The organism is Jannaschia rubra, assembly GCF_001403735.1.
GTDB classification, from domain to species: Bacteria; Pseudomonadota; Alphaproteobacteria; order Rhodobacterales; family Rhodobacteraceae; genus Jannaschia; species Jannaschia rubra.
Genome location: NZ_CXPG01000021.1, coordinates 185400 through 209166, shown reverse-complemented (window position 1 = coordinate 209166; position 23767 = coordinate 185400). Strand labels below are relative to the sequence as shown.

At 69.0% G+C, this 23767-nt stretch carries 24 protein-coding genes; 8 read left to right on the top strand and 16 right to left on the bottom strand.

The features are described 5' to 3' along the window. Position 1: 1 nt before the first annotated feature. Positions 2 to 1261 (top strand): ABC transporter permease, encoded by a 1260-nt coding sequence (locus tag JAN5088_RS14540; protein ID WP_055683545.1) that lies wholly within the window; start codon positions 2 to 4, stop codon positions 1259 to 1261. Between the two features lie 10 nt (positions 1262 to 1271). Here JAN5088_RS14540 and JAN5088_RS14535 read toward each other — a convergent pair whose 3' ends face one another. The 3 genes from JAN5088_RS14535 to cobA all read right to left on the bottom strand — a co-directional run bounded on the left by JAN5088_RS14535 (position 1272) and on the right by cobA (position 4659). Further along, on the bottom strand, positions 1272 to 2495 hold the full coding sequence (locus JAN5088_RS14535) for an MFS transporter (RefSeq protein WP_055683544.1): 1224 nt from the start codon (positions 2493 to 2495) through the stop codon (positions 1272 to 1274). A gap of 80 nt (positions 2496 to 2575) precedes the next feature. Beyond that, the gene (locus tag JAN5088_RS14530) at positions 2576 to 3817 is read right to left on the bottom strand and encodes a cobyrinic acid a,c-diamide synthase CobB (protein WP_055683543.1); all 1242 of its coding nucleotides are present in this window, start codon (positions 3815 to 3817) and stop codon (positions 2576 to 2578) included. Then, a complete protein-coding gene (cobA, locus tag JAN5088_RS14525) occupies positions 3814 to 4659 on the bottom strand; it encodes a uroporphyrinogen-III C-methyltransferase (protein WP_055683542.1) in 846 nt (281 codons plus the stop codon). The genes JAN5088_RS14530 and cobA overlap by 4 nt, the downstream gene beginning before the upstream one ends. Before the next feature lie 85 nt (positions 4660 to 4744). Here cobA and JAN5088_RS14520 point away from each other — a divergent pair, with 85 nt between their 5' ends. From JAN5088_RS14520 to JAN5088_RS14500, 5 genes are all read left to right on the top strand, one after another. Beyond that, the gene (locus JAN5088_RS14520) at positions 4745 to 5770 is read left to right on the top strand and encodes a cobalt-precorrin-5B (C(1))-methyltransferase (RefSeq protein WP_055683541.1); all 1026 of its coding nucleotides are present in this window, start codon (positions 4745 to 4747) and stop codon (positions 5768 to 5770) included. Beyond that, positions 5763 to 6491 (top strand): precorrin-6A/cobalt-precorrin-6A reductase, encoded by a 729-nt coding sequence (locus JAN5088_RS14515; protein WP_074962538.1) that lies wholly within the window; start codon positions 5763 to 5765, stop codon positions 6489 to 6491. Before JAN5088_RS14520 ends, JAN5088_RS14515 begins: the two co-directional genes overlap by 8 nt. Next, positions 6418 to 7089: a DNA-3-methyladenine glycosylase family protein gene (locus JAN5088_RS14510; RefSeq protein ID WP_055683540.1), complete on the top strand. Its 672-nt coding sequence runs from the start codon at positions 6418 to 6420 to the stop codon at positions 7087 to 7089. The genes JAN5088_RS14515 and JAN5088_RS14510 overlap by 74 nt, the downstream gene beginning before the upstream one ends. Next, positions 7086 to 7742 carry an alpha/beta hydrolase gene (locus tag JAN5088_RS14505; RefSeq protein ID WP_055683539.1) on the top strand — a complete coding sequence of 219 codons (657 nt, stop codon included), beginning with the start codon at positions 7086 to 7088 and terminating at the stop codon, positions 7740 to 7742. Before JAN5088_RS14510 ends, JAN5088_RS14505 begins: the two co-directional genes overlap by 4 nt. Before the next feature lie 119 nt (positions 7743 to 7861). After that, a complete protein-coding gene (locus JAN5088_RS14500; RefSeq protein WP_055683538.1) occupies positions 7862 to 8479 on the top strand; it encodes an HNH endonuclease in 618 nt (205 codons plus the stop codon). A gap of 6 nt (positions 8480 to 8485) precedes the next feature. Here JAN5088_RS14500 and JAN5088_RS14495 read toward each other — a convergent pair whose 3' ends face one another. The 10 genes from JAN5088_RS14495 to mazG form a co-directional block, all read right to left on the bottom strand. Continuing rightward, positions 8486 to 9736: a cation:proton antiporter gene (locus JAN5088_RS14495; protein ID WP_055683537.1), complete on the bottom strand. Its 1251-nt coding sequence runs from the start codon at positions 9734 to 9736 to the stop codon at positions 8486 to 8488. A gap of 18 nt (positions 9737 to 9754) precedes the next feature. Then, positions 9755 to 10177, bottom strand: coding sequence for a cupin domain-containing protein (locus JAN5088_RS14490; RefSeq protein WP_055683536.1), 423 nt, complete (start codon positions 10175 to 10177; stop codon positions 9755 to 9757). A gap of 32 nt (positions 10178 to 10209) precedes the next feature. Further along, on the bottom strand, positions 10210 to 11559 hold the full coding sequence (locus tag JAN5088_RS14485) for a sensor histidine kinase (RefSeq protein WP_158448493.1): 1350 nt from the start codon (positions 11557 to 11559) through the stop codon (positions 10210 to 10212). Between the two features lie 8 nt (positions 11560 to 11567). Next, positions 11568 to 12845 carry a phosphopyruvate hydratase gene (eno, locus tag JAN5088_RS14480; RefSeq protein WP_055683534.1) on the bottom strand — a complete coding sequence of 426 codons (1278 nt, stop codon included), beginning with the start codon at positions 12843 to 12845 and terminating at the stop codon, positions 11568 to 11570. A 42-nt stretch (positions 12846 to 12887) separates the two neighbouring features. Beyond that, the gene (locus JAN5088_RS14475) at positions 12888 to 13766 is read right to left on the bottom strand and encodes a DMT family transporter (protein WP_055683533.1); all 879 of its coding nucleotides are present in this window, start codon (positions 13764 to 13766) and stop codon (positions 12888 to 12890) included. A 15-nt stretch (positions 13767 to 13781) separates the two neighbouring features. After that, complete coding sequence (locus tag JAN5088_RS14470) at positions 13782 to 14201, bottom strand: Fur family transcriptional regulator (protein WP_055683532.1); 420 nt, start codon at positions 14199 to 14201, stop codon at positions 13782 to 13784. A gap of 36 nt (positions 14202 to 14237) precedes the next feature. After that, complete coding sequence (locus JAN5088_RS14465) at positions 14238 to 15626, bottom strand: protein adenylyltransferase SelO (RefSeq protein WP_055683531.1); 1389 nt, start codon at positions 15624 to 15626, stop codon at positions 14238 to 14240. Positions 15627 to 15653: 27 nt separating this feature from the next. Further along, entirely contained in the window at positions 15654 to 16595 is a 942-nt protein-coding gene (locus tag JAN5088_RS14460) for a nucleoside hydrolase (RefSeq protein WP_055683530.1), read from the bottom strand. Positions 16596 to 16693: 98 nt separating this feature from the next. Next, positions 16694 to 17698 carry a Fe(3+) ABC transporter substrate-binding protein gene (locus JAN5088_RS14455; RefSeq protein ID WP_055683529.1) on the bottom strand — a complete coding sequence of 335 codons (1005 nt, stop codon included), beginning with the start codon at positions 17696 to 17698 and terminating at the stop codon, positions 16694 to 16696. Between the two features lie 70 nt (positions 17699 to 17768). After that, on the bottom strand, positions 17769 to 18572 hold the full coding sequence (gene mazG, locus JAN5088_RS14450) for a nucleoside triphosphate pyrophosphohydrolase (RefSeq protein ID WP_055683528.1): 804 nt from the start codon (positions 18570 to 18572) through the stop codon (positions 17769 to 17771). 54 nt (positions 18573 to 18626) lie between these two features. Between mazG and JAN5088_RS14445 the strand changes: the two genes are divergently transcribed. Together JAN5088_RS14445 and JAN5088_RS14440 are read left to right on the top strand one after the other, a co-directional pair. Next, entirely contained in the window at positions 18627 to 19787 is a 1161-nt protein-coding gene (locus JAN5088_RS14445; RefSeq protein WP_055683527.1) for a M20 aminoacylase family protein, read from the top strand. Positions 19788 to 19845: 58 nt separating this feature from the next. Next, entirely contained in the window at positions 19846 to 20667 is an 822-nt protein-coding gene (locus tag JAN5088_RS14440) for an alpha/beta fold hydrolase (RefSeq protein ID WP_055683526.1), read from the top strand. Here JAN5088_RS14440 and gluQRS read toward each other — a convergent pair. From gluQRS to JAN5088_RS14425, 3 genes are read right to left on the bottom strand one after another with little or no spacing between them, the layout of a single operon-like run. Continuing rightward, a complete protein-coding gene (gene gluQRS / locus JAN5088_RS14435; protein ID WP_055683525.1) occupies positions 20664 to 21482 on the bottom strand; it encodes a tRNA glutamyl-Q(34) synthetase GluQRS in 819 nt (272 codons plus the stop codon). The genes JAN5088_RS14440 and gluQRS overlap by 4 nt on opposite strands. Beyond that, positions 21479 to 22828 carry a methylenetetrahydrofolate--tRNA-(uracil(54)-C(5))-methyltransferase (FADH(2)-oxidizing) TrmFO gene (gene trmFO / locus JAN5088_RS14430; protein ID WP_055683524.1) on the bottom strand — a complete coding sequence of 450 codons (1350 nt, stop codon included), beginning with the start codon at positions 22826 to 22828 and terminating at the stop codon, positions 21479 to 21481. The genes gluQRS and trmFO overlap by 4 nt, the downstream gene beginning before the upstream one ends. A 44-nt stretch (positions 22829 to 22872) precedes the next feature. Continuing rightward, complete coding sequence (locus JAN5088_RS14425; RefSeq protein ID WP_055683523.1) at positions 22873 to 23727, bottom strand: LysR family transcriptional regulator; 855 nt, start codon at positions 23725 to 23727, stop codon at positions 22873 to 22875. Between the last annotated feature and the right edge of the window lie 40 nt (positions 23728 to 23767).

Below are 23767 nucleotides of genomic sequence, written 5' to 3'. Positions count from 1 at the left end.
CATGACCGGACTCGTCCTCCTCGCCCTCTACATCGCCATCTTCGGGGTGGCGATGGTCCTCGTTGGAGCTTTGGCCCGCCGTACCCGGCGCAAGGATTTCACCTCGCTCAAGACCGTCACCTTCGGGGATGAAAGCGCCGTGCGTCCGAACCGTGCCGCCTCGATCATCTCGGTCGTGGTGATCTTCCTGCTGTGGGGCGCGTTCACCGGGTCGAAATACGTGCCTTTCCATGCGCCGGGCCCCTTTCTGGGCGAGGGCGGCTTTACCTATACCGCGCAGGACGCCTCCGGCCGGACGGAAGACGCCCGGGTTCGGTTCATCGTCCATGAGGTCGGCGACGATGTGGACCCGCCCGCTGTCGCGGAACGCGAAGGCTTCGCTCAGGACGACGCGACCAGCATCGACGCCTACCGCACCGAACTCGTCGACGTCACCCGCAACGACGGAGAAGGGGTCACGGTCGTCGCGGTCAACGGCATGCCCATCGCCCCCGGCGAGACCGTCAGGATCGACGATGCCACCGTTACCATGACCCCGCGCGGATCGCTCGAAATCGAACCGCGCAAGGGCTATCGGATTGAGGACATCTGGCTTCCCCCGCCGGAAGCCGTCGTCGCCGCGCTGATCGACACTGCGCAGAACGGGTTCCGCGACTTCACCCTGATCGAACATCTGGGCTGGTCGCTGATCCGGGTGCTGGTGGGCTTCTCCCTCGGCGCGGTCGTGGGTATTCCGCTCGGCTATGCCATGGGTCTCTCGGGCTGGTTCCGCGGCTGGTTCGACCCCATCGTGGAGTTCATGCGCCCGGTCCCGCCGCTCGCCCTGATCCCGCTGGTCCTCATCTGGTTCGGCATCGGGGAGTCCGGCAAGTTCGTCCTGCTGTTCCTCGCCGCGCTCTGGATCATGGCGATCGCCGCGCGGGCCGGAGTCACGGGCGTGAACATCACCAAGGTCCACGCCGCCTATTCGCTGGGCGCGAGCAAGGCGCAGATCCTGCGCCACGTCATCATTCCCAACTCCCTGCCCGAGATCTTCACTGGCGCGCGGGTGGCGATGGGCGTCTGCTGGGGCACCGTCGTCGCGGCGGAGCTTGTCGCCGCGCAGAAGGGGGCGGGAATGATGATCATCGCCGCGTCCGAGTCCCAGCTGACGCATATCGTGCTGATGGGGATCATCCTGATCGGGCTGATCGGCTTCGGCATCGACATCCTGATGCGCAAGGCGGAAAACTGGCTGGTCCCGTGGAAGGGCCGAAGCTGAGCGGCGCGCGCTAGGCCGATCTGTTGCGCGTCACGCGGAACCAGATCAGCGCGCCGCCCGCCAGCGTCAGGAACGGCACCATCGCATAGTTCACCGCCGTCCAGCCGTGTGCGGCATCGACGGCCGCGCCCATCAGGCCCCCCGACGACAGCGAGGCGACGAAGACCATACCGAAGACCAGAAGGTCGTTCAGCCCCTGCACCGACCCGCGTTCCTGTGGACTGTGATGCCGCGTCAGCATCGACGTCGCGCCGATGAAGCCGAAGTTCCACCCCAGCCCCAGCAGGATGAGCGAGCCGTAGAAATTCGACAGCTCGACCCCGCCCAGGCCCACCAGCCCCGATGCCGCCAGCAGGACGAGCCCCGCCGCGATGATGCGTGCGCTGCCGAAGCGGGCGATCAGGTGGCCGGTGAAGAAGCTGGGCGCGTACATGGCGATCACATGCGCCGACACGATGTCGGCCGCGTTGCCGGTGCTGAACCCGCAGCCCACGACCGCCAGCGGCGCCGAGGTCATCACCAGGTTCATCAGCGCATATGTCACCATCCCGCACAGGATCGCCACGACGATGGCCGGCGATCGCAGAAGTTCGCCCCAGCTTCGCCCGGTGGGGGCATCGGCGGCGGGCTTGGCCGGGCGCGGGATGTCCAGCAGAAGGAACATCCACATCCCCGCCAGGTTCAGCGCCGCGACCGCGCCATAGGTCGCCACGAAGGGAATGAACGTCGCCTCGGCCGTGACCTTCACCAGTTGCGGCCCGATCAGCGCCGATAGCAGCCCGCCCGCCATGACGTAGCTGATCGCCTTGGGGCGATAGGCGTCCGACGCGGTATCGGTCGCGGCGAAACGGTAGAACCCCTGCGCCGACATGTAGATGCCGGTCAGATATGCGCCGATCAGGAAGATGGCGAAGCTGCCGGTCAGAAGGCCCGTGACCGCCAGCCCGGCGCCCGTGGCCCCCGCCAACGCGCCCAGCATGAAGCCGAACCGCCGCCCTCGTGCCTGCATCAGCGGGCTGATCCAGGGCGCCGTCGTCATCGACCCGAAGACGATCAGGCTGATCGGCAGGGTGGCGAGCAACGGCGTCGGCGCCAGCATCATGCCGGCGAGGCCGCCCGCGATGAAGTTCATCGGCATCTGCGCGCCCAGCAACGCCTGCGCCGCCACCAGGATGATGACGTTGCGTTTCGCGCGGGTGTCGTCCGCCGGGATGTCGGTCGCGATCTCTGCCATGCTCCCGACCTACGCCGCCGTCCTCCACGGGTCCAGTTCGGGATTGTACCCTGACGGTGCGCGGACGCGCGGGCGCGGCGTCAGGAAGGCCCGATCAGATGCGCGAAGGATCCGCCCGCCATCCCATCGGTCAGGCCCATCGGCGGCAGGGGCGTGCCTTCGGCATCGGTGGCGGAAAACAGCGGCCGTCCCTCGGCCCGGAGCGTGGTGGCATAGTGGAACTCATGCCCGGCCCACCCGCCGGCGAACGGCCCCGAATGGCAGGTGAGGTCACGATAGCCGAGGTGCAGGCGCCGCTCGGCAAACGACGTCTCCAGCCGCAACAGGCCGGCCATCGGATGCACGCGTCCCTCCGCATCGGTCAGCGCGTCGCCCATCGCCATGTAGCCGCCGCATTCGCCGAACACCGGCCTGTCCCGCAGCGACGCCATGAACCGCAGGTTCCCGGCCAGCCGTCCGGCGTGAAGCTCCGGATAGCCGCCGGGCAGATAGACCAGGTCGGCGGGCGGCGCGGCCTCATCGGCGAGGGGCGAGAACGGCAGGATTTCGGCCCCCGCCGCGTGCCAGCCGTCCAGCAGGTGCGGATAGGCGAAGGCGAAGGCCGCATCGCGTGCCACCGCGATCCGCTGAGCCGGCGGTCGCAGCGGCACGGGTCTAGCATCGGGCAGGGGCGTGGCCAAAGCCGCGAGCGCGTCGAGGTCGACCTGCCGCCCGACGCTCGCGCCCGCGTGGGCCAGGAAGCCCTCCAGATCGGGCCGCTCGACCGCCTGAACCAACCCCAGATGCCGCGACGGCAGGGCCAGCGCCGCATCGCGCGCAATGCCTCCCAGCACCGGCAGGGGGCAGGCGCGGCGCAGCATCGTCTCGTGCCGGGGCGATCCGACGCGGTTCAGAATCACGCCCGCGACCTGCACCTCCGGGTCGTGCGCCGCGAAACCGGCGACGATGGGCCCGACCGACTGCGCCATCCGCGCCGCGTCCACCACCAGCACCACCGGCAGGCGCAACTGCCGTGCCAAGTCCGCGACCGACCCGCGCCCGTCCGGCGGCGCCCCGTCGAACAGGCCCATGGCGCCTTCGACCAGCAAAAGGCCCGGCCCGGCGGCAAGTCCCGCGATCATCGCAGGCGACATGGCCCAGGCGTCGAGGTTGGGGCAGGGCGCACCGCTCGCCGCCTCGTGAAACCGGGGGTCGATGTAGTCGGGGCCGGACTTGGCGCCCCGCACCGCCACCCCCCGGTCGCGCAACGCGCGCAGGAGCCCCAGCGTCACCGTCGTCTTGCCGCTGCCCGACCACGGCGCGGCGAGGATCAGGCCCGTCACCCCGTCTCGGCCGGCCGCCGGAGCCCCAGCGGGTCCAGATCGCGCGGCGCCTCGCCCCGCGCGTGGGCCTGCCAGTCGAGCGCCTGCCGCAGCGCGACGGCCATGCCGATGCAGATGATGGCCGGCGGCTCCAAGCCTGCGTTTTCAATGTCCTGTGCGACGTTCTTCAGGTTCGTCTCGATGGTCCGCTGGTCGTCCAGCGTCGCGGTGGTGGTGACGGCGACAGGCTCCGCCGGGTCGCGCCCGGCGGCGATCAGGCGAGCGGAAATCTCGCCGATGTGCTTCATGCCCATGTACATCACGATGACCTGGCTGCCGCGCGCGATCCCGGCCCAGTCGAGCGCGGTGGGCGCCAGCCCCGCCCGGTCGTGGCCGGTGACGAAGGTGACGGACTGGTTCACGTCGCGGTGCGTGACGGGGATGCCGGCATAGGCCAGCCCCGCGATCCCGGCGGTGATGCCCGGCACGATGCGGATGGGTATGCCGTGCTGAACCAGCGTCTGCGCCTCCTCCCCGCCGCGGCCGAAGACGAAGGGGTCGCCCCCCTTGAGGCGCAGGACGCGCCGCCCCGCCCGCGCCAGATCGACCAGCCGCAGCGAGATGTCGCGCTGGTTGTGCGACGGCTTGCCGCCCCGCTTGCCCGCATAGATCCGTTCCGCCTGCGGCGCCCAGTCGAGGATGCCTTCGTGCACGAGCGCGTCATAGACGATCACCTCGGCCTGTCGCAGCGCGTTCAGCGCATGCAGCGTCAGAAGCCCCGGATCGCCCGGCCCCGCGCCGCAGAGCCACACCCACCCCGCATCGAGCGTCGGCCAGTCGTGGGAGGGGAGCATGGGCGTCATGCCCCGGTTATGACGCGGCCGCCGGTCCAAGGAAAGCCGTCTGGCGACCATTGGCGGCGCGCGGGCGCCATGCGACATATGGGGGGTGACGACCGGACCCACCCTCCGCCGTGGCTGGACCACGGGCGCCTGCGCGACGGCCGCCTGCAAGGCGGCGCTGACGGGGCTGTGGGCGGGTGCGGTGCCGGCCCGCGTGACGATCCACCTGCCGCGGGGCGAGACGCCGACCTTCGACATCGTCAACGTCCTGACCGGACCGGACTGGGTCGAGGCGGGCGTCATAAAGGACGCGGGTGACGACCCCGACGTGACCCACGGCGCGGAGATCCGGGTGCGCGTGGCCCCCTCGCCCGGCGGCCTGCGGTTTCGCGCGGGTCCGGGGGTCGGCACCGTGACGCGCCCCGGGCTGCCCATCGCCGTGGGCGAGGCGGCGATCAACCCCGTCCCCCGCGCCATGATGGACGAGGTGGTGGCCGTGCTGGCCGCCGACCACGCCCGCGCGCCTGACGTTGACGTCACTGTTTCGGTTCCCGGCGGCGAGGCGCTTGCGGCGAAAACCTGGAACCCCCGGCTGGGCATCGCGGGGGGGCTGTCGATTCTGGGCACCACGGGCATCGTGCGGCCGTTCAGTTGTGCTGCCTGGATCGCATCGATCCACCGGGGCATCGACGTGGCCGTCGCCTCCGGCACGCCGCATGTGGCGGGCTGCACCGGGGCCACCAGCGAACGGGTGGTGCAGGCGCTGCACGGTCTGCCCGACCACGCGATGCTGGACATGGGGGATTTCGCGGGGGGGATGCTGAAGTACCTGCGCCGCCACCCCGTGCCGCGGCTGACCGTGGGCGGCGGCATCGGCAAGCTGTCGAAGCTGGCGCAGGGGGCGATGGACCTTCATTCCGGCCGCAGCCAGGTCGACTTCGCGCAGCTTTCGGACTGGACGGGGCAGGACCTGACCGACTGCAACACCGCGCTGGAGGCCGCGACCCGTATGCCCGACCTGGCCGCCATCGTTGCGCGGAAGGCGCGCGCGCGGGTGTCCGACATGATCGAGGCGCAGGTCGACATCGTGGTCATCGACCGCGCGGGCAGGGTGCTGGCGCAGGATGGCTAAAGTGCTGATCCTCGCCGGCACGGCCGAGGCGCGGCGGGTCTGCGCAGCGGTCGCGGGCCGCGACGTGCTGGCCTCCTTCGCCGGGGCGACGCGGGCGCCGGCGGACCTGAAGGTGCCAATGCGGACGGGTGGTTTCGGCGGAGAGACGGGGTTCCGCGCGGCGCTTTCCGGCATTTCGGCGGTGCTGGACGCGACGCATCCCTTCGCCACCGCCATCACCGCGCGCACGGCCCGCGTCTGCGCCGACCTCGGCCTGCCCTATCTGCGCCTGACCCGCCCGCCCTGGCCCAAGCGGCCGCTTTGGCATCACGCACCCGACGCCGACGCGGCTGCCAGAGCCTTGGCCCCCGGCGCGCGGGTGTTCCTCTCCACCGGACCGGGGTCGCTGGACGCTTTCCTCGACCGCGGCCTGACCCTCTTCTGCCGCCGCATCGACCCCGCCCCCGATCGCGATGACGTGACCTGGATCACCGGCCGCCCCCCGTTCGAACGCGAAGGGGAGCGCGCGCTGTTCACCCTGCTCGGCATCACGGACCTCGTGGCCAAGAACGCCGGCGGGGTGGCGCCCAAGCTCGATGCCGCCGACGACCTCGGGTTGACGACCCACATCATCGACCGGCCGCCCCTGCAGCCGGGAAAGGAGACCCATGACATCGACCGGGCCATCGCCTTCGTCCGCACCCACGCCGCACCCCTGCCGGATCATCGCGACCGCGGATGATGTGGCCGAAGGGGCCGCGTGGCTCGCCGCCGCCGACGTGCGGATGGCCGCCGCTCTCGACCTGACGGGGCCGCCGCCGCTGCGCCGTCGCGACGACGGGTTTCGTGCGCTGCTCGGCGCCATCGTCAGTCAGCAGGTCTCCGTCGCCTCGGCCAGCGCCATCCTCGGCCGGGTCGAGGCGGCGGGCCTGCACGACCCTCACGCCATCGCCGCCGCGGACGACGACACCATGCGCGCCTGCGGCCTGTCGCGGCAGAAGATCCGCTATGCCCGGGCACTGGCCGAAGCCGGCATCGACTTCGACGCCCTGCGCCATGCGCCCACGGACGAGGTGGTCGCCACCCTGACGCAGGTTCCCGGCATCGGCCGCTGGACCGCCGAGATCTACGCCATGTTCAGCCTGGGCCACGCCGACGTCTTCGCCCCCAACGACCTTGCGTTGCAGGAAGCCGCGCGCCTGCTCCTTGATCTGCCCGACCGCCCGAAGGAGCGCGACATGCGCACCATCGCCGAACGGTGGTCGCCCTGGCGCGCAGTTGCGGCGCGGCTGCTCTGGGCCTACTACGCCCATGCCAAATCGCGGGAGGGCATCCGATGACGCTGAAATCCGAACGCCGGGGGCCGGAGGCGCCGAAACGGCTGGTGATCTTCCTGCACGGCTATGGCGCCAATGGGGCCGACCTGATCGGGCTGGCCGACCCGCTGATGCCGCATCTGCCGGACACCGCTTTCGCAGCCCCCGACGCGCCCGAGGCATGCGCCGGCGCGCCCTTCGGGTTTCAGTGGTTCCCTATTCCCTGGATCGACGGCTCGTCGGAGGAGGAGGCGATGGCCGGCATGGACCGCGCCGTCGACGACCTCAACGTCTGGCTGGACCGGACCATGAAGCGCGAGGGCGTGACCGCGTCCGAGACCATTCTGTTCGGCTTCAGCCAGGGAACGATGATGGCGCTGCACGTGGCACCCCGCCGAATGGACGCCTTCGCCGGAATCGTCGCCTTCTCGGGCCGCCTGCTCAAGCCCGAGTTCCTGGCCGAGGAGGCGCTGAACCGCCCGCCCGTCCTGTTGGTCCACGGCGACGCGGACGAGGTGGTGCCCGTCCAGTCGCTGCCCGAAGCGGCCGAGGCGCTGGAGGCCGCGGGGTTCGACCGCGTCTATGCCCATGTAATGAAGGGCACCGGCCACGGCATCGCCCCGGACGGATTGCAGGTGGCGCTGGCGTTCATGCGCGACGTCTTCGGCATCGAATGACCGGGGACGACGCCCGGTCTTGCCCCTTGTCAGCGACCTTCACCCATATATAGTCCCCCCGACAGGGGCCGCGCGCCCGCCTGACCGCGCGTGCCGCCCCGACCTGTGGGAGGCGCGCGATGTCCGCCCTTTTGGAAGCGGCGACACCGGGTTCCGGCCCGGACTTCAGAACCGAATTCATCCGCAATCCGGCGGGGCTGCGGCATTTCCCGGCGCTCGTCCTCAATGCGGACTACCGCCCGCTGTCCTATTACCCCTTGTCGCTCTGGGCATGGCAGGATGCGGTGAAGGCGGCGTTCCTCGACCGCGTCACCATCGTCAGCGAATACGAGGAGGTCGTGCGCTCCCCCACCACGACCATCCGCATCCCGTCGGTCGTCGTGCTGCGCGACTATGTGGCCCCCCAGAAGCGGGTGGCCTTCACGCGGTTCAACCTGTTCCTGCGCGACGAATTCGCCTGTCAGTACTGCGGATCGCGGGGGGATCTGACCTTCGACCATGTCGTGCCCCGGGCACGCGGCGGCATCACCTCGTGGGAGAATGTCGTCGCCGCCTGCGGGCGCTGCAATCTTCGCAAGGGGTCGAAGTCGTTGCGGCAGGTGGGGTTCACCTTGCGACGCGCGCCACGCCGTCCGGGCGCGGCCGAGCTGATGAACACGGGTCGCAAGTTCCCGCCGGGTCATCTGCACGAATCCTGGATGGATTTCCTCTATTGGGATGCCGAGCTGGAGGCGTGACCCGCTTTAGATCAGGGGCGGCGTCGTCCCCACGCGGGCCGCGAGCCTGCTGACCGTCAGCCCCTGCACGATGATCGAAAACAGCACCACCATATAGGTGCAGGTCAGCATCAGCGGCTTCCATTCGTTGTCGGGCAGGGCAAGAACCAGCGCGACCGAGATGCCGCCCTTGAGCCCGCCCCAAGTCATGATCCTGGTGATCCCGTCCTCGAAATCGGGGCCGAACGGCTTGAGCAGTTGCACTGGAACGAAGACCGCCGCGAAACGCGCCAGCAGGTGCAGACCGATGGAGGCGAGGCCCGCCATGAGGAAGCTCGCGTCGAAGGCCACGGCGAAGACCTCGATCCCGATGAGCAGGAACAGGATGGCGTTCAGGATCTCGTCCACCAGCGTCCAGAAGGTGTCGACATGGGCGCGGGTGTCCTCGGACATGCCGTATTTGCTGCCCACATCGCCGATCAGAAGGCCCGCGACCACGGCCATGATGGGAGCCGAGACATGCAGCCAGACCGCCAGTTGATAGCCGCCGAAGGCCAGCGCGATCGTGATGATGACCTCCAGCGGCGGGTCGTCGATCCGCCGCATCAGGCGGAACGTCAGCCAGCCCAGTGCGGCGCCCAGGGCCGCGCCGCCGAACGCCTCCTGCACGAACAGGGTCGCGGCCCAGGACAGGTCGGACCCATGCGACTCGCCCGAAGGGAAGGCGATGCCGACGAGCACCAGGAAGACGACGTATCCAACGCCGTCGTTGAACAGCGATTCGCCCGCGATCTTGGTTTCCAGCGTCTTGGGAAGGTTCGCCTCGCGTAGCACGCCCAGCACGGCAACCGGATCGGTGGGCGAGATCAGCGCCCCGAAGACCAGCGCGACCAGCAGCGGCGCGCCGGTGATCCAGCTGAACCCCACGCCCGCGATGATCGTCGACAGTCCCACCCCCAGCGTCGCCATCAGCAGCACCAGCAGCCACTCGCGCCGCAGGTCCACCACCTTGACGTGCAGCGCCCCGGCGAACAGCAGAAGGCCCAGCATCCCTTCGAGCAGCGCGTCCGAGAATTCGATGTTGAGAACGAAGGCGCGCATCGTTTCCTCGACCGTTAGGACGGGGAACACCCACTCCAGCCCGATGATGACGAGGCTGCTGGCCAGCGCCACGATCAGGATGCCGATGGTCGAAGGCAGGCGGAGGAACAGATAGTTCACCACCCCGAAGGCCGCGGCAAGAACGATCAGAAGGGACGCGATCTGCAGGAAATCCATCGGGTTACGATCCGTTCTTCATCTTGGAATATCGAAATCGGGCGGGGCGAGCTCGAACCCTTCGAACCGGAAACCGGGGCTGACGGTGCAACTGACCAGCGACCAGTCGCCCGTTGTCGCCGCAGCCTGCCAGTGGGTGCGCGGCACGATGCCTTGCCACGCCATCTTTGCAAGGTCCGGACCCAGCGTCACCTCGCGCGCCGGCCCCTCCGCCGTCGCGGCGACCGACAGAACCAGCGGCGCGCCCGCATGGAAGAACCACAACTCGTCCGCGTCGATCCGGTGCCAGTGGCTCGGCTCGTCCCGGCGCAGCAGGAACAGGATGGCCGTCCCCGCGGGGCGCGTTCCGGGGGCCGTGTCGGCCACGAAGGTCTGGCGATACCAGCCGCCTTCGGGGTGGGGCTCCAGCCGCAGGGCCGCGATGATATCGTCCGCCGTCATGCATTGCCCACCATTGATTTCAGGACGCCCGGTCAGGCAGGCAGCAGAAGCCGCGCCTTCGTCCCCTCCGACGGGACGCTTTCCAGATCCAGCCGCCCACCCGAGCGTTCCGCGAAATCGCGCACCATCGCAAGGCCCATGCCGGTGCCCTTGCCCGGCGGCTTGGTCGTCAGGAAGGCCTCGGTCGCGCGGGCCAGAACCTCGGGCGACATGCCGCTGCCGTCGTCCGCCACCGTCACGGCGATCCAGTTCGACAAGCTGGCGTCGGTGCCCGGAGCGGAGGCGCGACGGGCCGAGACGGTGATCGTCCCCCCCTCGGTCAGCGCATCGCGGGAGTTGACGACCAGGTTCAGCAGCGCCGCTTCGAACCGGGCGGGGTCGGTCTCGAGCCTGAGCGAGGCGGAGGCATCGACCTCCAGCCGCACGTTCGCGGGCAGGACGCGGCGCGCGAAGGTGGCGAAATCGTCCATGAAGCGGTCGAGCACGATGGTCTCGGACCGGTCCGGTCGACGTCGCCCCTTGTCCAGAAGCTGCCGCACCAGGCGTCCACCGCGGTCGGTCGCGGCGCCGATCTCCTTGAGCAGTGCGGCGCGGTCGGCATCGGGAACCTCGGCCAACAGGTCGATGTTGCCCCGCATCACAGTCAGCAGATTATTGAAATCATGGGCGATTCCGCTGGTAAGGCGTCCGACGGTCTCGGCCGTGCGGGCGTGCGACAGCTCATCCGTCCGGTCGATCAGATGGGTGCGCGTCGCCACCGCCTCCAGCGTGACGTGGATCAGATAGAGCGTGGCCATCGCCATCCCGAGGTGCAGGAACACCTGGTCGGTCGTCTCATGGCCTTCCTGCAGGGCGATGCCCACAGCCATCAACTGCATCGTCACCGTGATGATCGCCAGCGTCACGACGCTTGCGTCGGCGGAACGGCTGTCATGCCCGATGCAGTTCATGGAGAACGCGAACAGCAGAAGCGCCGCGGCGTTCTGTGACACGTTCGTGCCGTGGAAGGCGTTGACCACGATCATCGCCGCGAGACAGAGCATCGTCATCGCGTGCAGGACGCGCAATCTGGTCAGGTCGCCGACCTCGGGCGCGGGCCGGACGGAGACCTGCGCGACCTGCCGGCCGTAGATCATGTCGATCACGAGGAACACCGCCGCGATCGGCAGCATCAGGGGCGAGGCGCCGAAGACGGTCATCGTCACCGCGGCGACGACGACCAGGACGCGACGCGTGACATGCGCCGTCTTCTGCCCCTTCTCGACCGATATGAAGTCCGACAATCGCCGCCGCAGCAGTTCGGTGCGGTCGAACGCGGCGGAGCCGGACCCGGTGGACAGCCCGCGGCGCGCCGGTCTCTCCAGGGTGATGCTGTCGTCCACGCCCGCCATTATCCGCGCAAGATGCTTCGTCCGGCATAGACCGCGGTCTCGCCCAGCATTTCCTCGATCCGGATCAACTGGTTGTATTTCGCGAGCCGGTCGGATCGCGCCAGCGACCCGGTCTTGATCTGTCCGCAGTTCGTGGCGACGGCCAGGTCCGCGATGGTCGCGTCCTCGGTCTCGCCGGAGCGGTGGGACATCACGCAGGTCATGCGGTTGCGATGGGCGAGGGACACCGCCTCCAGCGTCTCGGACAGGGTGCCGATCTGGTTCACCTTGACCAGCAGCGAATTCGCCGCCCCCCGGTCGATTCCCTGCGCCAGGCGCGCGGGGTTGGTCACGAACAGGTCGTCGCCCACGAGCTGCACCTTGTCGCCCAAGGCCTGCGTCAGCGCGACCCAGCCGTCCCAGTCGTCCTCGGACATGCCGTCTTCGATCGACATGATGGGATAGTCGCGCACCAGCGCGGCCAGATAGTCGGCGTTTTCATCCGGCGACAGCGTCTTGCCTTCGCCCGACAGGTGATAGGCGCCGTCGCGGAAATACTCGGTCGCCGCGCAATCCAGCGCCAGCATGATGTCGTCGCCGGGGGCATAGCCCGCTTTCTCGATGGCCTTCAGGATGAAGTCGAGCGCATCGCGCGTGCTGCTGAGGTTCGGAGCGAATCCGCCCTCGTCCCCGATGCCGGTCGACAGGCCGGCGGCCGAGAGTTCTGACTTCAGCGTGTGGAACACCTCCGACCCCATGCGCACCGCGTCGGCCATGGTGTCGGCCGCGATCGGCATGATCATGAATTCCTGGATGTCGATCGGGTTGTCGGCGTGTTCGCCGCCGTTGATGATGTTCATCATCGGCACCGGCAGGACGCGCGCCGCGGTGCCGCCGACATAGCGGAACAGGGGCAGGGCGCTGGCATCCGCCGCCGCCTTGGCCACCGCGAGCGATACGCCCAGGATTGCGTTCGCCCCCAGCCGCGCCTTGTTCTCGGTGCCGTCGAGTTCGATCATCGCGGCGTCGATGCCTTCCTGATCCGTGCCGTCGAAGCCACAGATCAGCTCGGCCAGTTCCCCGTTCACGGCCTCGACAGCCTGCAGGACGCCCTTGCCCTTGTAGCGCGCCTTGTCGCCGTCGCGCTTCTCCACCGCCTCATAGGCGCCGGTCGACGCACCCGAGGGCACGGCGGCACGGCCCATGGTGCCGTCCTCCAGCGTGACGTCCACTTCGACCGTGGGGTTCCCACGGCTGTCGAGGATCTCGCGGGCGTGGACGTCTTCGATGGTGAACATGGGCGGATCTCCGGTTTGGTGCATCCCGTCTAACCGCTGCAGCTACGCTTGGGAAGCGGTGCGCAACCGCGCCTCGCGCAGCAGGGTAAAGACTCCGGAGCCGATCACGATGATGACGCCCAGAATGGTGGCGATGTCCGGCCGCTCGCCGAAGGCGATGCCGCCCACGACCAGCGCGAACAGCATCCGCGAATACCGGAACGACGACACGACCGAGATGTCGCCCAGCCGCGTGGCCGCCACGATGGTCAGATAGCCCGCCATTCCGATGCAGACGCAGACGGCAAGCAGGCCGAACTGCCCTGCGTCCGGCATGACCGGCGGCGCCCCCAAGGCCCATTGCAGCAGGAGGCCGCCGGGAACCAGCGCCGCGAAGGCATGCAGCGACAGCCGCGCGCCCGACACCGCGCCGGGCATCGTCCGCGTCACAAGGTCGCGGCCCGCCAGCCCAAGCATCCCCGCCACCGCGAGCAGCGTGGCCGGGTCGAAACCCGCGCCGCCGGGCCGGATGATGATGAGAACGCCCGCGAATCCCACAAGGATTGCCAGCCACCGGCGCCAGCCGACCGTCGCCCCCAGAAACAGCGCCGCGCCCATCGCCACGACCAGCGGCGTGGCCTGGATGATGGCCGAGGCGAGCGCCAGCGGTAGCAGCGCCAGCGACGACACGAAGCAGCAGGTGCCCAGAACCTCGAACCCTGTCCGCAGCAGGACCTGCGGGCGCAGGTAGTGCGCCGACCAGACCCGCTGCCGGCTGAGCACCAGCCAGAGGGCGAAGGCCAGCGCCCCGCCCAGGCCCAGCATCCAGATGATCTGCGCGGGTGGAAACGCCCCCGAAAGCCCTTTGATGAGCCCGTCCTCCACCGCGAAACAGGCCATCGAGCCGACCATCAGAGCCGCGCCGCGCAGCGTGTCGTTCATTCCGCGCGCCGGACGTCAGACATGGGGCTTCCGCTTCACGGCGAACAACTCCATCCGGTGCCCCTTCAGATCATAACCCAGGCGGCGGGCGATCTTCTCCTGCAGGGCTTCGATCTCGGGGTCCACGAATTCGATCACCTCGCCGGTCTGAAGGTCGATGAGGTGGTCATGATGCTCGCGCTCCGCATCCTCATACCGAGCGCGGCCGTCGCCGAACTCCCGCCGCTCCAGCAGGCCCTGTTCCTCGAACAGCTTGACGGTGCGATAGACGGTGGCGACCGAGATGTTGGCGTCGATGGCGCTGGCGCGGGCGTGGATCGTCTCGACGTCCGGGTGGTCGGACGCCTCCTCCAGCACCTGCGCGATGGTGCGGCGCTGGCCGGTCAGGCGCAGCCCATGCGCCTCGCAGCGGCCGAGAAGGGACGGAACACTCATGCCCGCCCCCTTAGCCGCGCGGGCAAACCCGCGCAATCATGTGCCGCAGAAGGTGCGCGTCACCCGTTCGTGCGCCGCCGCGGGCGTGCGGTAGGGCGCGTTCTCCTCCGTTTCCGTCCATGGGTCCGCCAGCACGGCGTTCAGGGCGTGGAACGGGCCGAAGTCGCCCTTGTAGGCGGCCGCGATGGCCTGTTCGACACGGTGGTTCCGGGGAATCACGGCCGGGTTGGCACGCGCCATGGCGGCGCGGTCGGGATCCATGGCCTGCCACCGCGCGAACCAGTCGTCGAAACGGTCTCGGCACATCACCTGATCGCGCGCCGTCTCGGGCGCCACCGTCAGCGCGCGGAAGGTGTTGGTAAAGTCGCCTTCGCCTTCCCTCATGATATCAAGCAGTTCCAATCCGATCTTCATGTCGTCCAGCCCGATCTTGGCCGCCATCACGTCGTGCCAAGCGCGGTCGTAGAACCCATGGAACTCCTCCAGCACGGCAGTCGCCTCGACCACCGCGGCGTCGCGGTCCCCCATCAGGGGGAGCAGCGCCGTCGCAAGCTGCGCCAGGTTCCAGAGCGCGATGTCGGGCTGGCGCGACCAGGCATAGCGGCCCATCTGGTCGATGCTGCTGAACACGGTATCGGGGTGCCAGGTCTCCAGAAAGGCGCAGGGCCCGTAGTCGATGGTCTGCCCCGAGATCGTCATGTTGTCGGTGTTCATCACGCCGTGGACGAACCCCAGCCCCAGCCATGCTGCTACCAGCCGCGCCTGCGCGGCCATCACGTGCCGCAGCAGGCCCATCGGCCCCTCCGCATCCGAAGCGTGGCGGGCGATGGCGTGGTCGAGCAGCAGATGCAGCGCCTCCTCATCGCCACGGGCGGCGAAGACCTGAAAGGTGCCGACGCGGATGTGCGACGCGGCGATGCGGGTCAGGATGCCACCGGGCATCTGACCCTCCTGCCGCAGCACCGTCTCGCCCGTCGTCACGGCGGCCAGCGCGCGGGTCGTCGGCACGCCGAGCGCGTGCATCGCCTCGGACACGATGTATTCGCGGATGACGGGCCCGAGCGCCGAGCGTCCGTCGCCCATGCGCGAATAGGGCGTGGGGCCGGAACCCTTGAGTTGCACGTCCACCCGCCCGTGGGGTCCGACGTGTTCGCCCAGCAGGATCGCGCGACCGTCGCCCAGTTGCGGGGACCACCCGCCGAACTGGTGGCCCGCGTAAAGCTGCGCCAGCGGTTCGGCCCCCTCCGGCACGCGGTTGCCCGCGAAGACGTCGAGCGCGCCGCGCAATTGGTCCGGGTCCAGCCCCAGATCGCGCGCCAGCCCGTCGTTCAGCGCCACCCAGCCGGGGTCGGCCACGGGCGTCGGGGCCATCCGGGTGAAGAACCGGTCGGGCAGGCGGGCATAGGTGTTGTCGAAGGTGAACATGGTCTCTCCTCCGCCGCCCCGGCCGTGTCAGTCGTGCAGCCGGGCCAGCCGTTCCGTCAGCAGGGCGAAGAACCCGTCGGCATCCACGTCCCCGATGAACAACGCATTGGGCGCCCGGTCGGTCACGCCCCACCAGTCGGCCACGGTCATCCCGCGGGTCAGGGGGCTGTCCACCTCGATCTCCACATTGACCTCGCGGCCGGAGAACAGCTCGGGCTTCAGAAGCCAGGCGATCACGCAGGGGTCGTGCAGGGGCGCGCCGGCCGAGCCGTATTTCTCCTTGTCGTAACGCTCGAAGAAATCGGTCCAGGCGGCCACCATGGTGCCGACGCGGGTGCCCATGTCGCGGAACGCCTGCACGCGCGCCGCATTGGTCAGCGCCTTGTGCGTGACGTCGAGCGGCAGGACGGTCAGCGGCACGCCGGCGGCAAAGACGTCGCGCGCGGCCTCAGGGTCTACATAGATGTTGAACTCCGCGGCGGGGGTGATGTTGCCCACCTCGAAATAGGCGCCGCCCATCAGGACGATGCGCTGCACCCGTTCCACGATGTCCGGCGCGCGCCGGAACGCGGTGGCGATGTTCGTGAGCGGCCCCAGCGGGCACAGGACCACGGTGCCCGGATCCTGGGCGCGCAGCGTGTCGATGATGAAATCCACGGCATGCCCCTCGGCCAGGGGCATGGCGGGATCGTCCATCTGCGGCCCGTCCAATCCGGTCTTGCCGTGGACATGCTCCGCCGTGACCAGGTCGCGCGCGATCGGCCGGTCGCAGCCTGCGTACACGGGGATATCCGTCCGCCCGGCCAGTTCGCAGACGATGCGCGCATTGCGCGCCGTCAGCTCCAGCGGGACGTTGCCGGCCACGGCGGTCAGACCCAGCACCTTGAGTTCGGGCGAGGCGAAGGCCAGCAGGATGGCGACGGCGTCGTCCTGGCCGGGGTCGGTGTCGATGATGATCTTCTGTGTCATGCCCCTCATCAAAGCGGCGCGCCCCGGAATGTCCAGAGCGCGCCGCATCAACCGCCCGTTCGCAGGCATCGCCCGCCAGCACGGTCATGCCTTGTGGCTCAGCCGTCGAAGTCCACCTGCTCGACCAGCTTCAACGCTTCGGCGCGGTGGCTGGCGACCGCCGTCAGGTCGGTGTCGTCGGGCGTCAGATCACCCCAGCCGGCGACCAGTTCGGACGGCTCCGACCCCGGCGCGACGGGATATTCGTTCACCACGTCGGCATAGATCGACTGCGCCTCGGGCGACGACAGGTACTCCATGAATTCCAGCGCCGGGCCTTCGTTCGCGGCACCCTTGACCATGGCCACGCCCGAGATGTTGACGTGAGTTCCCGATCCGTCCGCGAAGGTGGGGAACTCGATGCGGACCGAATCGGCCCACTCCTGCTGCTCCGGGTCCTTCAGCATCGCACCCATGTAATAGGTGTTGCCCAGGCTGATGTCGCATTCACCGGCCCAGATCGCCTTGACCTGCTCACGGTCGCCGCCGGAGGGAGCCTTGGCCAGGTTCGCCTTCAGGCCCTCCAGCCACTCCTTCGTCTCCTCGATGCCGTTGTGCTCGATCATGGCGGACACGAGGCCGATGGTGTAGACGTGCGTGCCCGACCGGGTGCAGATGCGGCCCTTCCACTTCGGGTCGGCCAGGTCTTCGTAGGTCGTGACCTCGCCTTCGGCCACGCGGTCCTTGCTGGCATAGATGATGCGCGCGCGGGTTGTGACCCCGTACCAGTGGCCCTCGTCGTCGCGCATGGCGTCGGGGATGTTCGCGTTCAGCGTCTCGCTCTCGACCGGCTGCGTGACGCCCGCCTCCTTGGCCTCCGCAAGGCGCGAGATGTCGACGGTGAAAATCAGGTCGGCGGGGCTGCGTTCGCCTTCGGCCACCAGACGCTCGGTGATGCCCTTGTCGATGTAGACGACGTTGGCCGTATGGCCCGTGGCTTCCTCGAACCCATCGACCAGCGGCTGCATCAACTCGGGCTGGCGATAGGAATAGACGTTCACCTCGTCCGCGATGGCGGGCAATGCGGCGAGCGCGGTGGTGGCGAGAATGGCGGTTCGAAGCATCGGGGCCTCCTTGTGAAAGATGGCACAGCTATTCCCGACAAAATCGCTCGGGTCAATCCCGACAGAAACACTAAGACGATTTTTCTCCCGCCTTCGCCGCATCCCACAGCGCGTCCATCTCGGCCAGGTCCGACTGCATCGGGGTCCGCCCGTCGCGGGCCAGCGCATCCTCGATGGTCTCGAACCGACGGGTGAACTTGGCGTTGGCACCGCGCAGCGCGACCTCCGGGTCGACGCCCAGGTGCCGCGACAGGTTCGCCATGACGAACAGCAGATCGCCCATCTCCTCCTGCACCTCGGCGGGCGACAGCGTATGGCGCGCCTCGACCAGCTCCGCCGCCTCCTCGCGCAGCTTGTCGAGCACCGCCACCGTCGCGGGCCAGTCAAAGCCCACGCGCGCCGCCCGGTTCTGCAACTTCACCGCCCGCATCAGCGCCGGCAGCCCGAGCGCCACCCCGTCCAGCGTGCGCCCCCGCCGTTCCTGCGCCTTCACCGCTTCCCAATCGGCGACCTGCTGCGCCGCGCTCTTGTCGCGGTCGCCGTCGCCCCAGATGTGCGGGTGACGGTCCACCATCTTCTGCGCGACACGCTCCGCGATGGAATGGAAGTCGAAGCGCCCCGCCTCCGCTCCCATCCGCGCGTGATAGACCACCTGCAGGAGCAGGTCGCCCAGCTCCCCCTCCAGCTCGTCCCAGGCCTCCCGTTCGATGGCGTCGGCGACCTCATGCGCCTCCTCGATGGTATAGGGGGCGATGGACGCGAAATCCTGCTCTATGTCCCAGGGGCAGCCGGTGTCTGGGTCGCGCAGCCGGTCCATGATCGCCAGAAGCCGGGGCAGGCCGCCGCCGCGCGTGGTGCAAGGATCGTCGGCCATTGGCTTTCCCCCGTGATCGGTGTTGTCTGCCGCGGATCGAACAGGAGCCGCGCCATGCCAGTCATCAATTCCATCGCCGCGATGCAACCCGAGATGCAGGAATGGCGCCATTGGCTGCACCGCCACCCGGAGCTCAGCTTCGACCTGCCGAAGACTTCCGCCTTCGTCGCCGAAAAGCTGCGCTCCTTCGGCATCACCGACATCCACGAGGGCATCGCCACCTCCGGCATCGTCGCCATCGTCGAAGGGCAGGGCGACGGCCCCACCATCGGCCTGCGCGCCGATATGGACGCCCTGCCCATCACCGAAGCGACGGGCGCCGACCATGCCAGCGAAACCCCCGGCCGGATGCACGCCTGCGGCCACGACGGGCACACCACGATGCTGCTCGGCGCCGCGAAATACCTGGCGCAGACGCGCAACTTCCGCGGCCGTGTCGCGCTGATCTTCCAGCCGGCCGAGGAACACGGCGGCGGCGGCGACGTCATGGTGCAGGAGGGGATCATGGACCGCTTCGACATCGAACAGGTCTACGGCATCCACAATTCGCCCAACTTCGCCGAAGGCGAGTTCTTCACCCGTCCCGGCCCGCTCATGGCGGCGGTCGACATGTTCCACATCGACATCACCGGCAAGGGCGGCCATGGGGCGATGCCCCACGACACCTGCGATCCAGTCGTCGCCGCGCTCGGCATCGGGCAGGCGATCCAGACCATCGTCAGCCGCAACCACTACGCAATGGACGAACTGGTGGTGTCGATCACGCAGATCCACACCGGGTCGGCCGACAACATCGTGCCCGAGACGGCGTTCCTCGGCGGCACCGTGCGGACCTTCGACCCCGCGGTGCAGGACATGGTCGAACAGCGCATGGCCACGATCGTCGCGGGGCAGGCGGCGTCCTATGGCGTCACCGCGACCTGCCGGTACGAACGGGGCTATCCCTCCACCGTCAACGACCCGGACCGCACCGATTTCGCCACCCGCGTCGCCGCCGACGTGGCGGGGCAGGGCAAGGTCGACGCCCAGGCGGCGAAGGAGATGGGGGGCGAGGATTTCAGCTATATGCTCAACGCCCGCCCCGGCGCCTACCTGTTCCTCGGCGCGGGGCCGGGGCCGGTGCTGCACCATCCCGAGTACGACTTCAACGACGCCATCGCTCCCGTCGGCGCCAGCTTCTTCGCGCGTCTGGTCGAGACGGCGCAGCCGCTCTGAGGAACCGGCGGCGCGGGCCTTTCGTTGCGGGACGACTCCCGAGCGAAAGGACCGCGTTATGCCGATGATCGAAGCCGCCGACGGCACCCGCCTTCACGTCAAGGACTGGGGCGAGGGTCGCCCGGTCGTCCTGATCCACGGCTGGCCGCTCAATGCCGATTCGTGGGAATATCAGGCCCTCCCCCTGGCCCGCGCGGGGTTCCGCGTCGTCGCCTATGACCGGCGCGGCTTCGGGCGGTCGGAGCAGCCCTTCACCGGCTACGACTACGACACGATGGCCGACGATCTGGCCGCGGTGATCGATGGCCTGTCGCTCCGCGACGCCGCGATCTTCGGGTTCTCCATGGGCGGGGGCGAGGTCGCCCGCTACATGTCGCGCCACGATGGCAAGGGGGTGCGGCAGGCCGGGCTGATCTCCTCCGTCGTGCCCTACATGAAGAAATCGCATGACAATCCCGATGGCGTCGATCCCTCGGTGTTCGAGCAGATGAAGGAGGGGCTGCAAAAGGACCGGCCCGGCTTCCTTCAGGACTTCTTCAAGGGTTTCTACGGCATGGGGACCGACGCGGGCGGCGTGTCCGACGGCATCCTGAAGTGGTCCTGGATGATGGCGATGATGGCCAGCCCCAAGGCCACCATCGACTGCGTCGACGCATTCGGCACCACCGAATTCCGCCCCGACCTCGCCGCCTTCGACGTGCCCACGCTGGTCGTGCACGGCACGGGGGACCAGACGGTGCCCATCGACCCGTCCGGCCGCGCGGCGGCGCAGGGGATCGCGGGGGCGGAGTTGCGCGAATACGACGGCGCGCCCCACGGTCTGACCGCGACGCATGCGGAGCAGCTCACCGACGACATGCTCAGGTTCCTGCGCGGCTAGGGCGCGATCCGGCTTTGGCGCAGGCGGTCCTTGAGTGCCTGCGCCGTCCAGCCCGCGGCGCGGTAGCTGGCGATGGACCGGGCATCGTCGCGCTTGGCCAGGCGTCTTCCTTCGGCGTCGCGGACAAGGTCGTGGTGGTGATAGGTCGGCCGGGGCAGGTCCAGCAAGCGCTGCAACGCGACGTGGATTGGCGTCGCCTCTTCCAGATCGTGTCCGCGGGTGACGAGCGTGATGCCCTGCGCCGCGTCGTCCACCGTGACCGCCAGATGATAGGAGGTGCCGAAGTCGCGCCGGGCCAGCACCACGTCGCCGATGGTATCGCGAAAGGTGGCGGCATCCATCGTCCTCGGCTTGTCCCGTTCCACCCAATGCAGGTCGCCCACCACCCGCGCGTCCAGCCGCAGCGCCACGCCATTCGGGCGCGCGCCACCGCGCGGGGCGCCGCGGCAGGTGCCCGGATAGACGACGCCGTCGGGGCCCAGCAGCGGCGCGCCTTCCTGCGGCGCGCTGGCGGCGGCCAAAATGTCGCGCCGGTTGCAGGTGCAGGGAAACAGCAGCCCCGCCGCCCAGAGCCGATCCAGCGCCGCACCATAGGCCGCCATCCGCTCCGACTGCCGCATGACCGGCCCGGACCAGTCCAGCCCCAGCCACCGCAAGTCATCGAAGATCGCCGCTTCCCATTCCGGCTTCGACCGCTGCCGGTCGATATCCTCGATCCGCAGGTGCATCCGCCCCAGGTCGTCCGCCACCATCGCGGCCCAGGCATGGCCCAGATGCAGCGGCCCCGTCGGCGACGGCGCGAAGCGGGTGATCATTCGGCCGCCTGCCGCACCCCCAGCCAGTCGGTCCAATCGGCCTTGGCCCGGTCGGTGTACATCTTGTAGCGGACCATCCGCCCCCGCCGCCCGCCGCGCGCGTCGACCGGGGGGAACAGGCCGAAGTTCACGTTCATCGGCTGGAACGTCTTGGCATCCGCCCCGCCGGTGATGTGGTTGACCAGCGCGCCCATGGCCGTCGTCTGCGGCACCGGGGGCAGGTCGTGGCCCAGCATCTCGGCCGCCGCCATCCGTCCGGCCAGCAGGCCCATGGCGGCCGATTCGACATAGCCCTCGACCCCCGTGATCTGCCCCGCGAACCGGATGTTCGGCCGCGACTTCAGGCGCATCCGATGGTCGAGCAGCGTGGGCGAGTTGATGAAGGTGTTGCGATGGATGCCGCCCAGCCGCGCGAAGGACGCGTTCTCCAGCCCGGGAATCATCGCGAAAACAGCCTTTTGCGCGCCGTACTTCATCTTGGTCTGGAAACCTACGATGTTGTAGAGCGTGCCGAGCGCATTGTCGCGCCGCAACTGCACCACCGCATGGGCCTTCACGTCGGGCTGGTGCGGGTTGGTCAGGCCCACGGGCTTCATCGGCCCGTGACGCAGCGTCTCGCGTCCCCGTTCGGCCATCACCTCGATGGGCAGGCAGCCGTCGAAATAGCCCGCCGTCTCGCCCGGCTTGAACTCGGTCTTCTCGGCGGCGAGCAGCGCGTCGATGAACGCCTCGTACTGCTCCCGGTCCATGGGGCAGTTGATATAGGCGGTCCGCTCCTCCTCCGTCTCGCCCTTGTCGTAGCGCGACTGGCGCCAGGCGCGCGACATGTCGATGGTGTCGGCGTGGACGATGGGGGCGATGGCGTCGAAGAAGGCCAGCGCGTCCTGCCCCGCTTCGGCCGCGATGGCGGCGGCCAGCGCCGAGCCGGTCAGCGGCCCGGTGGCGACGATCCACTGGCCGTCGCGGGGCAGGTCCGTCACTTCTTCCTCCGCCACCGAGATCAGGGGATGGGCGCGCACGGCATCGGTCACGGCGGCGGCGAAGGCGTCGCGGTCCACCGCCAGCGCCCCGCCGGCGGGCAGGGCATGGGCGTCGGCCATGCGCATGATAATCCCGTCCGCCGCGCGCATCTCCCAATGCAGCAGGCCCACGGCGTTCTGCTCGTCGTCGTCCGACCGGAACGAGTTGGAACAGACCATCTCTGCCAGCGACCCGGTGCGGTGCGCGAAGGTGCCGACCTTCGGCCGCATCTCGTGGATGATCACGGGCACGCCCGCGTTCGCCGCCTGCCAGGCGGCCTCCGACCCGGCCATGCCGCCGCCGATGATGTGCAATGTCTCCGTCATGCGCGTCACATAGGCTGCGCGCCGCCGGGGGGGAAGCCCCGCGCCTATTCGCCCGCCATCCGCAGCCCGCCTGCGGACCCGGCCGAACAGAACCAGTCCACCACCGCCCGCAGGGTCGCGTCGCTGTGGCGCGTCTCGTGATAGGTGATCCAGAGCTCGTTTCTCAGGTCGTTCTCCGGCAGGTCGGCTGCCACCAGCCCGTGCCGCGGCTGCACCATGAAGTCGGGCAGCAGCGCGGGCAGGCCGGTCGCCATCACCATGTCGAGCGCCATCGGCATCTCCTCGATCCGGTAGCGCGGCTCGGGCCGGGCCTCGGGGTAAATGCTCCGCAAAAGGTCCGCGTCGGGATAGCGGTGCGACAGCCCGATCCAGTCGCCATCCAGCTTGTGACCTTTGCGATGATAGACCCGCATCGAATAATCGCAGAGCTTGCGCGCCTTGAGCCGCCCACCCTCCGGCCGGCCGATCCGCACCTGAATGTCGGCCTCGCCCAGACCTTGGGCAAAGACCTTGTCCGTCAGCGTCAGCCTAACCTGCGGCAGCCGCTTGGCCAGGTCCGCGGTGCGCGCCAACACGAACTGCCGGTGGAAGGCAGGCGGGGCCGAGACCTCGATCGTCACGGCGGCATCGGTCCGGTCGGTCCGGATGGCCGACACCTCGGCCCGCAGCCTCTGGTCCAGGTCCTCCGCGATCGCGGCCAGCCGTTCGGCGGCGGCGGTGGCAACGAACCCCTGTCCGCGCTTCTCGAAGAGGGGGATACCGAGATCGTGGCTCAACCGGTCGATCCGACGGGACACCGTGGCGACGTTGGTGTTCAGGAACCGTGCCGCGGCCGACATCGTGCCGTGCCGCGTCATGGCAAGGACGAACTTCAGGTCGTCCCAGTTATCGAGCCTCATACCGTTCCCCCCGGCAATTCGATGGCCCGATGCCGGGTCA

What these genes read in the sequence shown, in the direction of transcription:
- JAN5088_RS14540 (WP_055683545.1), top strand. Translation starts at nt 2, where the DNA reads ATGACCGGACTCGTCCTCCTCGCCCTCTACATCGCCATCTTCGGGGTG.
- JAN5088_RS14535 (WP_055683544.1), bottom strand. Translation starts at nt 2,495, where the DNA reads ATGGCAGAGATCGCGACCGACATCCCGGCGGACGACACCCGCGCGAAA.
- cobA (WP_055683542.1), bottom strand. Translation starts at nt 4,659, where the DNA reads ATGACGCCCATGCTCCCCTCCCACGACTGGCCGACGCTCGATGCGGGG.
- JAN5088_RS14515 (WP_074962538.1), top strand. Translation starts at nt 5,763, where the DNA reads ATGGCTAAAGTGCTGATCCTCGCCGGCACGGCCGAGGCGCGGCGGGTC.
- JAN5088_RS14510 (WP_055683540.1), top strand. Translation starts at nt 6,418, where the DNA reads ATGACATCGACCGGGCCATCGCCTTCGTCCGCACCCACGCCGCACCCC.
- JAN5088_RS14505 (WP_055683539.1), top strand. Translation starts at nt 7,086, where the DNA reads ATGACGCTGAAATCCGAACGCCGGGGGCCGGAGGCGCCGAAACGGCTG.
- JAN5088_RS14500 (WP_055683538.1), top strand. Translation starts at nt 7,862, where the DNA reads ATGTCCGCCCTTTTGGAAGCGGCGACACCGGGTTCCGGCCCGGACTTC.
- JAN5088_RS14495 (WP_055683537.1), bottom strand. Translation starts at nt 9,736, where the DNA reads ATGGATTTCCTGCAGATCGCGTCCCTTCTGATCGTTCTTGCCGCGGCC.
- JAN5088_RS14490 (WP_055683536.1), bottom strand. Translation starts at nt 10,177, where the DNA reads ATGACGGCGGACGATATCATCGCGGCCCTGCGGCTGGAGCCCCACCCC.
- eno (WP_055683534.1), bottom strand. Translation starts at nt 12,845, where the DNA reads ATGTTCACCATCGAAGACGTCCACGCCCGCGAGATCCTCGACAGCCGT.
- JAN5088_RS14475 (WP_055683533.1), bottom strand. Translation starts at nt 13,766, where the DNA reads ATGAACGACACGCTGCGCGGCGCGGCTCTGATGGTCGGCTCGATGGCC.
- JAN5088_RS14470 (WP_055683532.1), bottom strand. Translation starts at nt 14,201, where the DNA reads ATGAGTGTTCCGTCCCTTCTCGGCCGCTGCGAGGCGCATGGGCTGCGC.
- JAN5088_RS14465 (WP_055683531.1), bottom strand. Translation starts at nt 15,626, where the DNA reads ATGTTCACCTTCGACAACACCTATGCCCGCCTGCCCGACCGGTTCTTC.
- JAN5088_RS14460 (WP_055683530.1), bottom strand. Translation starts at nt 16,595, where the DNA reads ATGACACAGAAGATCATCATCGACACCGACCCCGGCCAGGACGACGCC.
- JAN5088_RS14455 (WP_055683529.1), bottom strand. Translation starts at nt 17,698, where the DNA reads ATGCTTCGAACCGCCATTCTCGCCACCACCGCGCTCGCCGCATTGCCC.
- mazG (WP_055683528.1), bottom strand. Translation starts at nt 18,572, where the DNA reads ATGGCCGACGATCCTTGCACCACGCGCGGCGGCGGCCTGCCCCGGCTT.
- JAN5088_RS14445 (WP_055683527.1), top strand. Translation starts at nt 18,627, where the DNA reads ATGCCAGTCATCAATTCCATCGCCGCGATGCAACCCGAGATGCAGGAA.
- JAN5088_RS14440 (WP_055683526.1), top strand. Translation starts at nt 19,846, where the DNA reads ATGCCGATGATCGAAGCCGCCGACGGCACCCGCCTTCACGTCAAGGAC.
- gluQRS (WP_055683525.1), bottom strand. Translation starts at nt 21,482, where the DNA reads ATGATCACCCGCTTCGCGCCGTCGCCGACGGGGCCGCTGCATCTGGGC.
- trmFO (WP_055683524.1), bottom strand. Translation starts at nt 22,828, where the DNA reads ATGACGGAGACATTGCACATCATCGGCGGCGGCATGGCCGGGTCGGAG.
- JAN5088_RS14425 (WP_055683523.1), bottom strand. Translation starts at nt 23,727, where the DNA reads ATGAGGCTCGATAACTGGGACGACCTGAAGTTCGTCCTTGCCATGACG.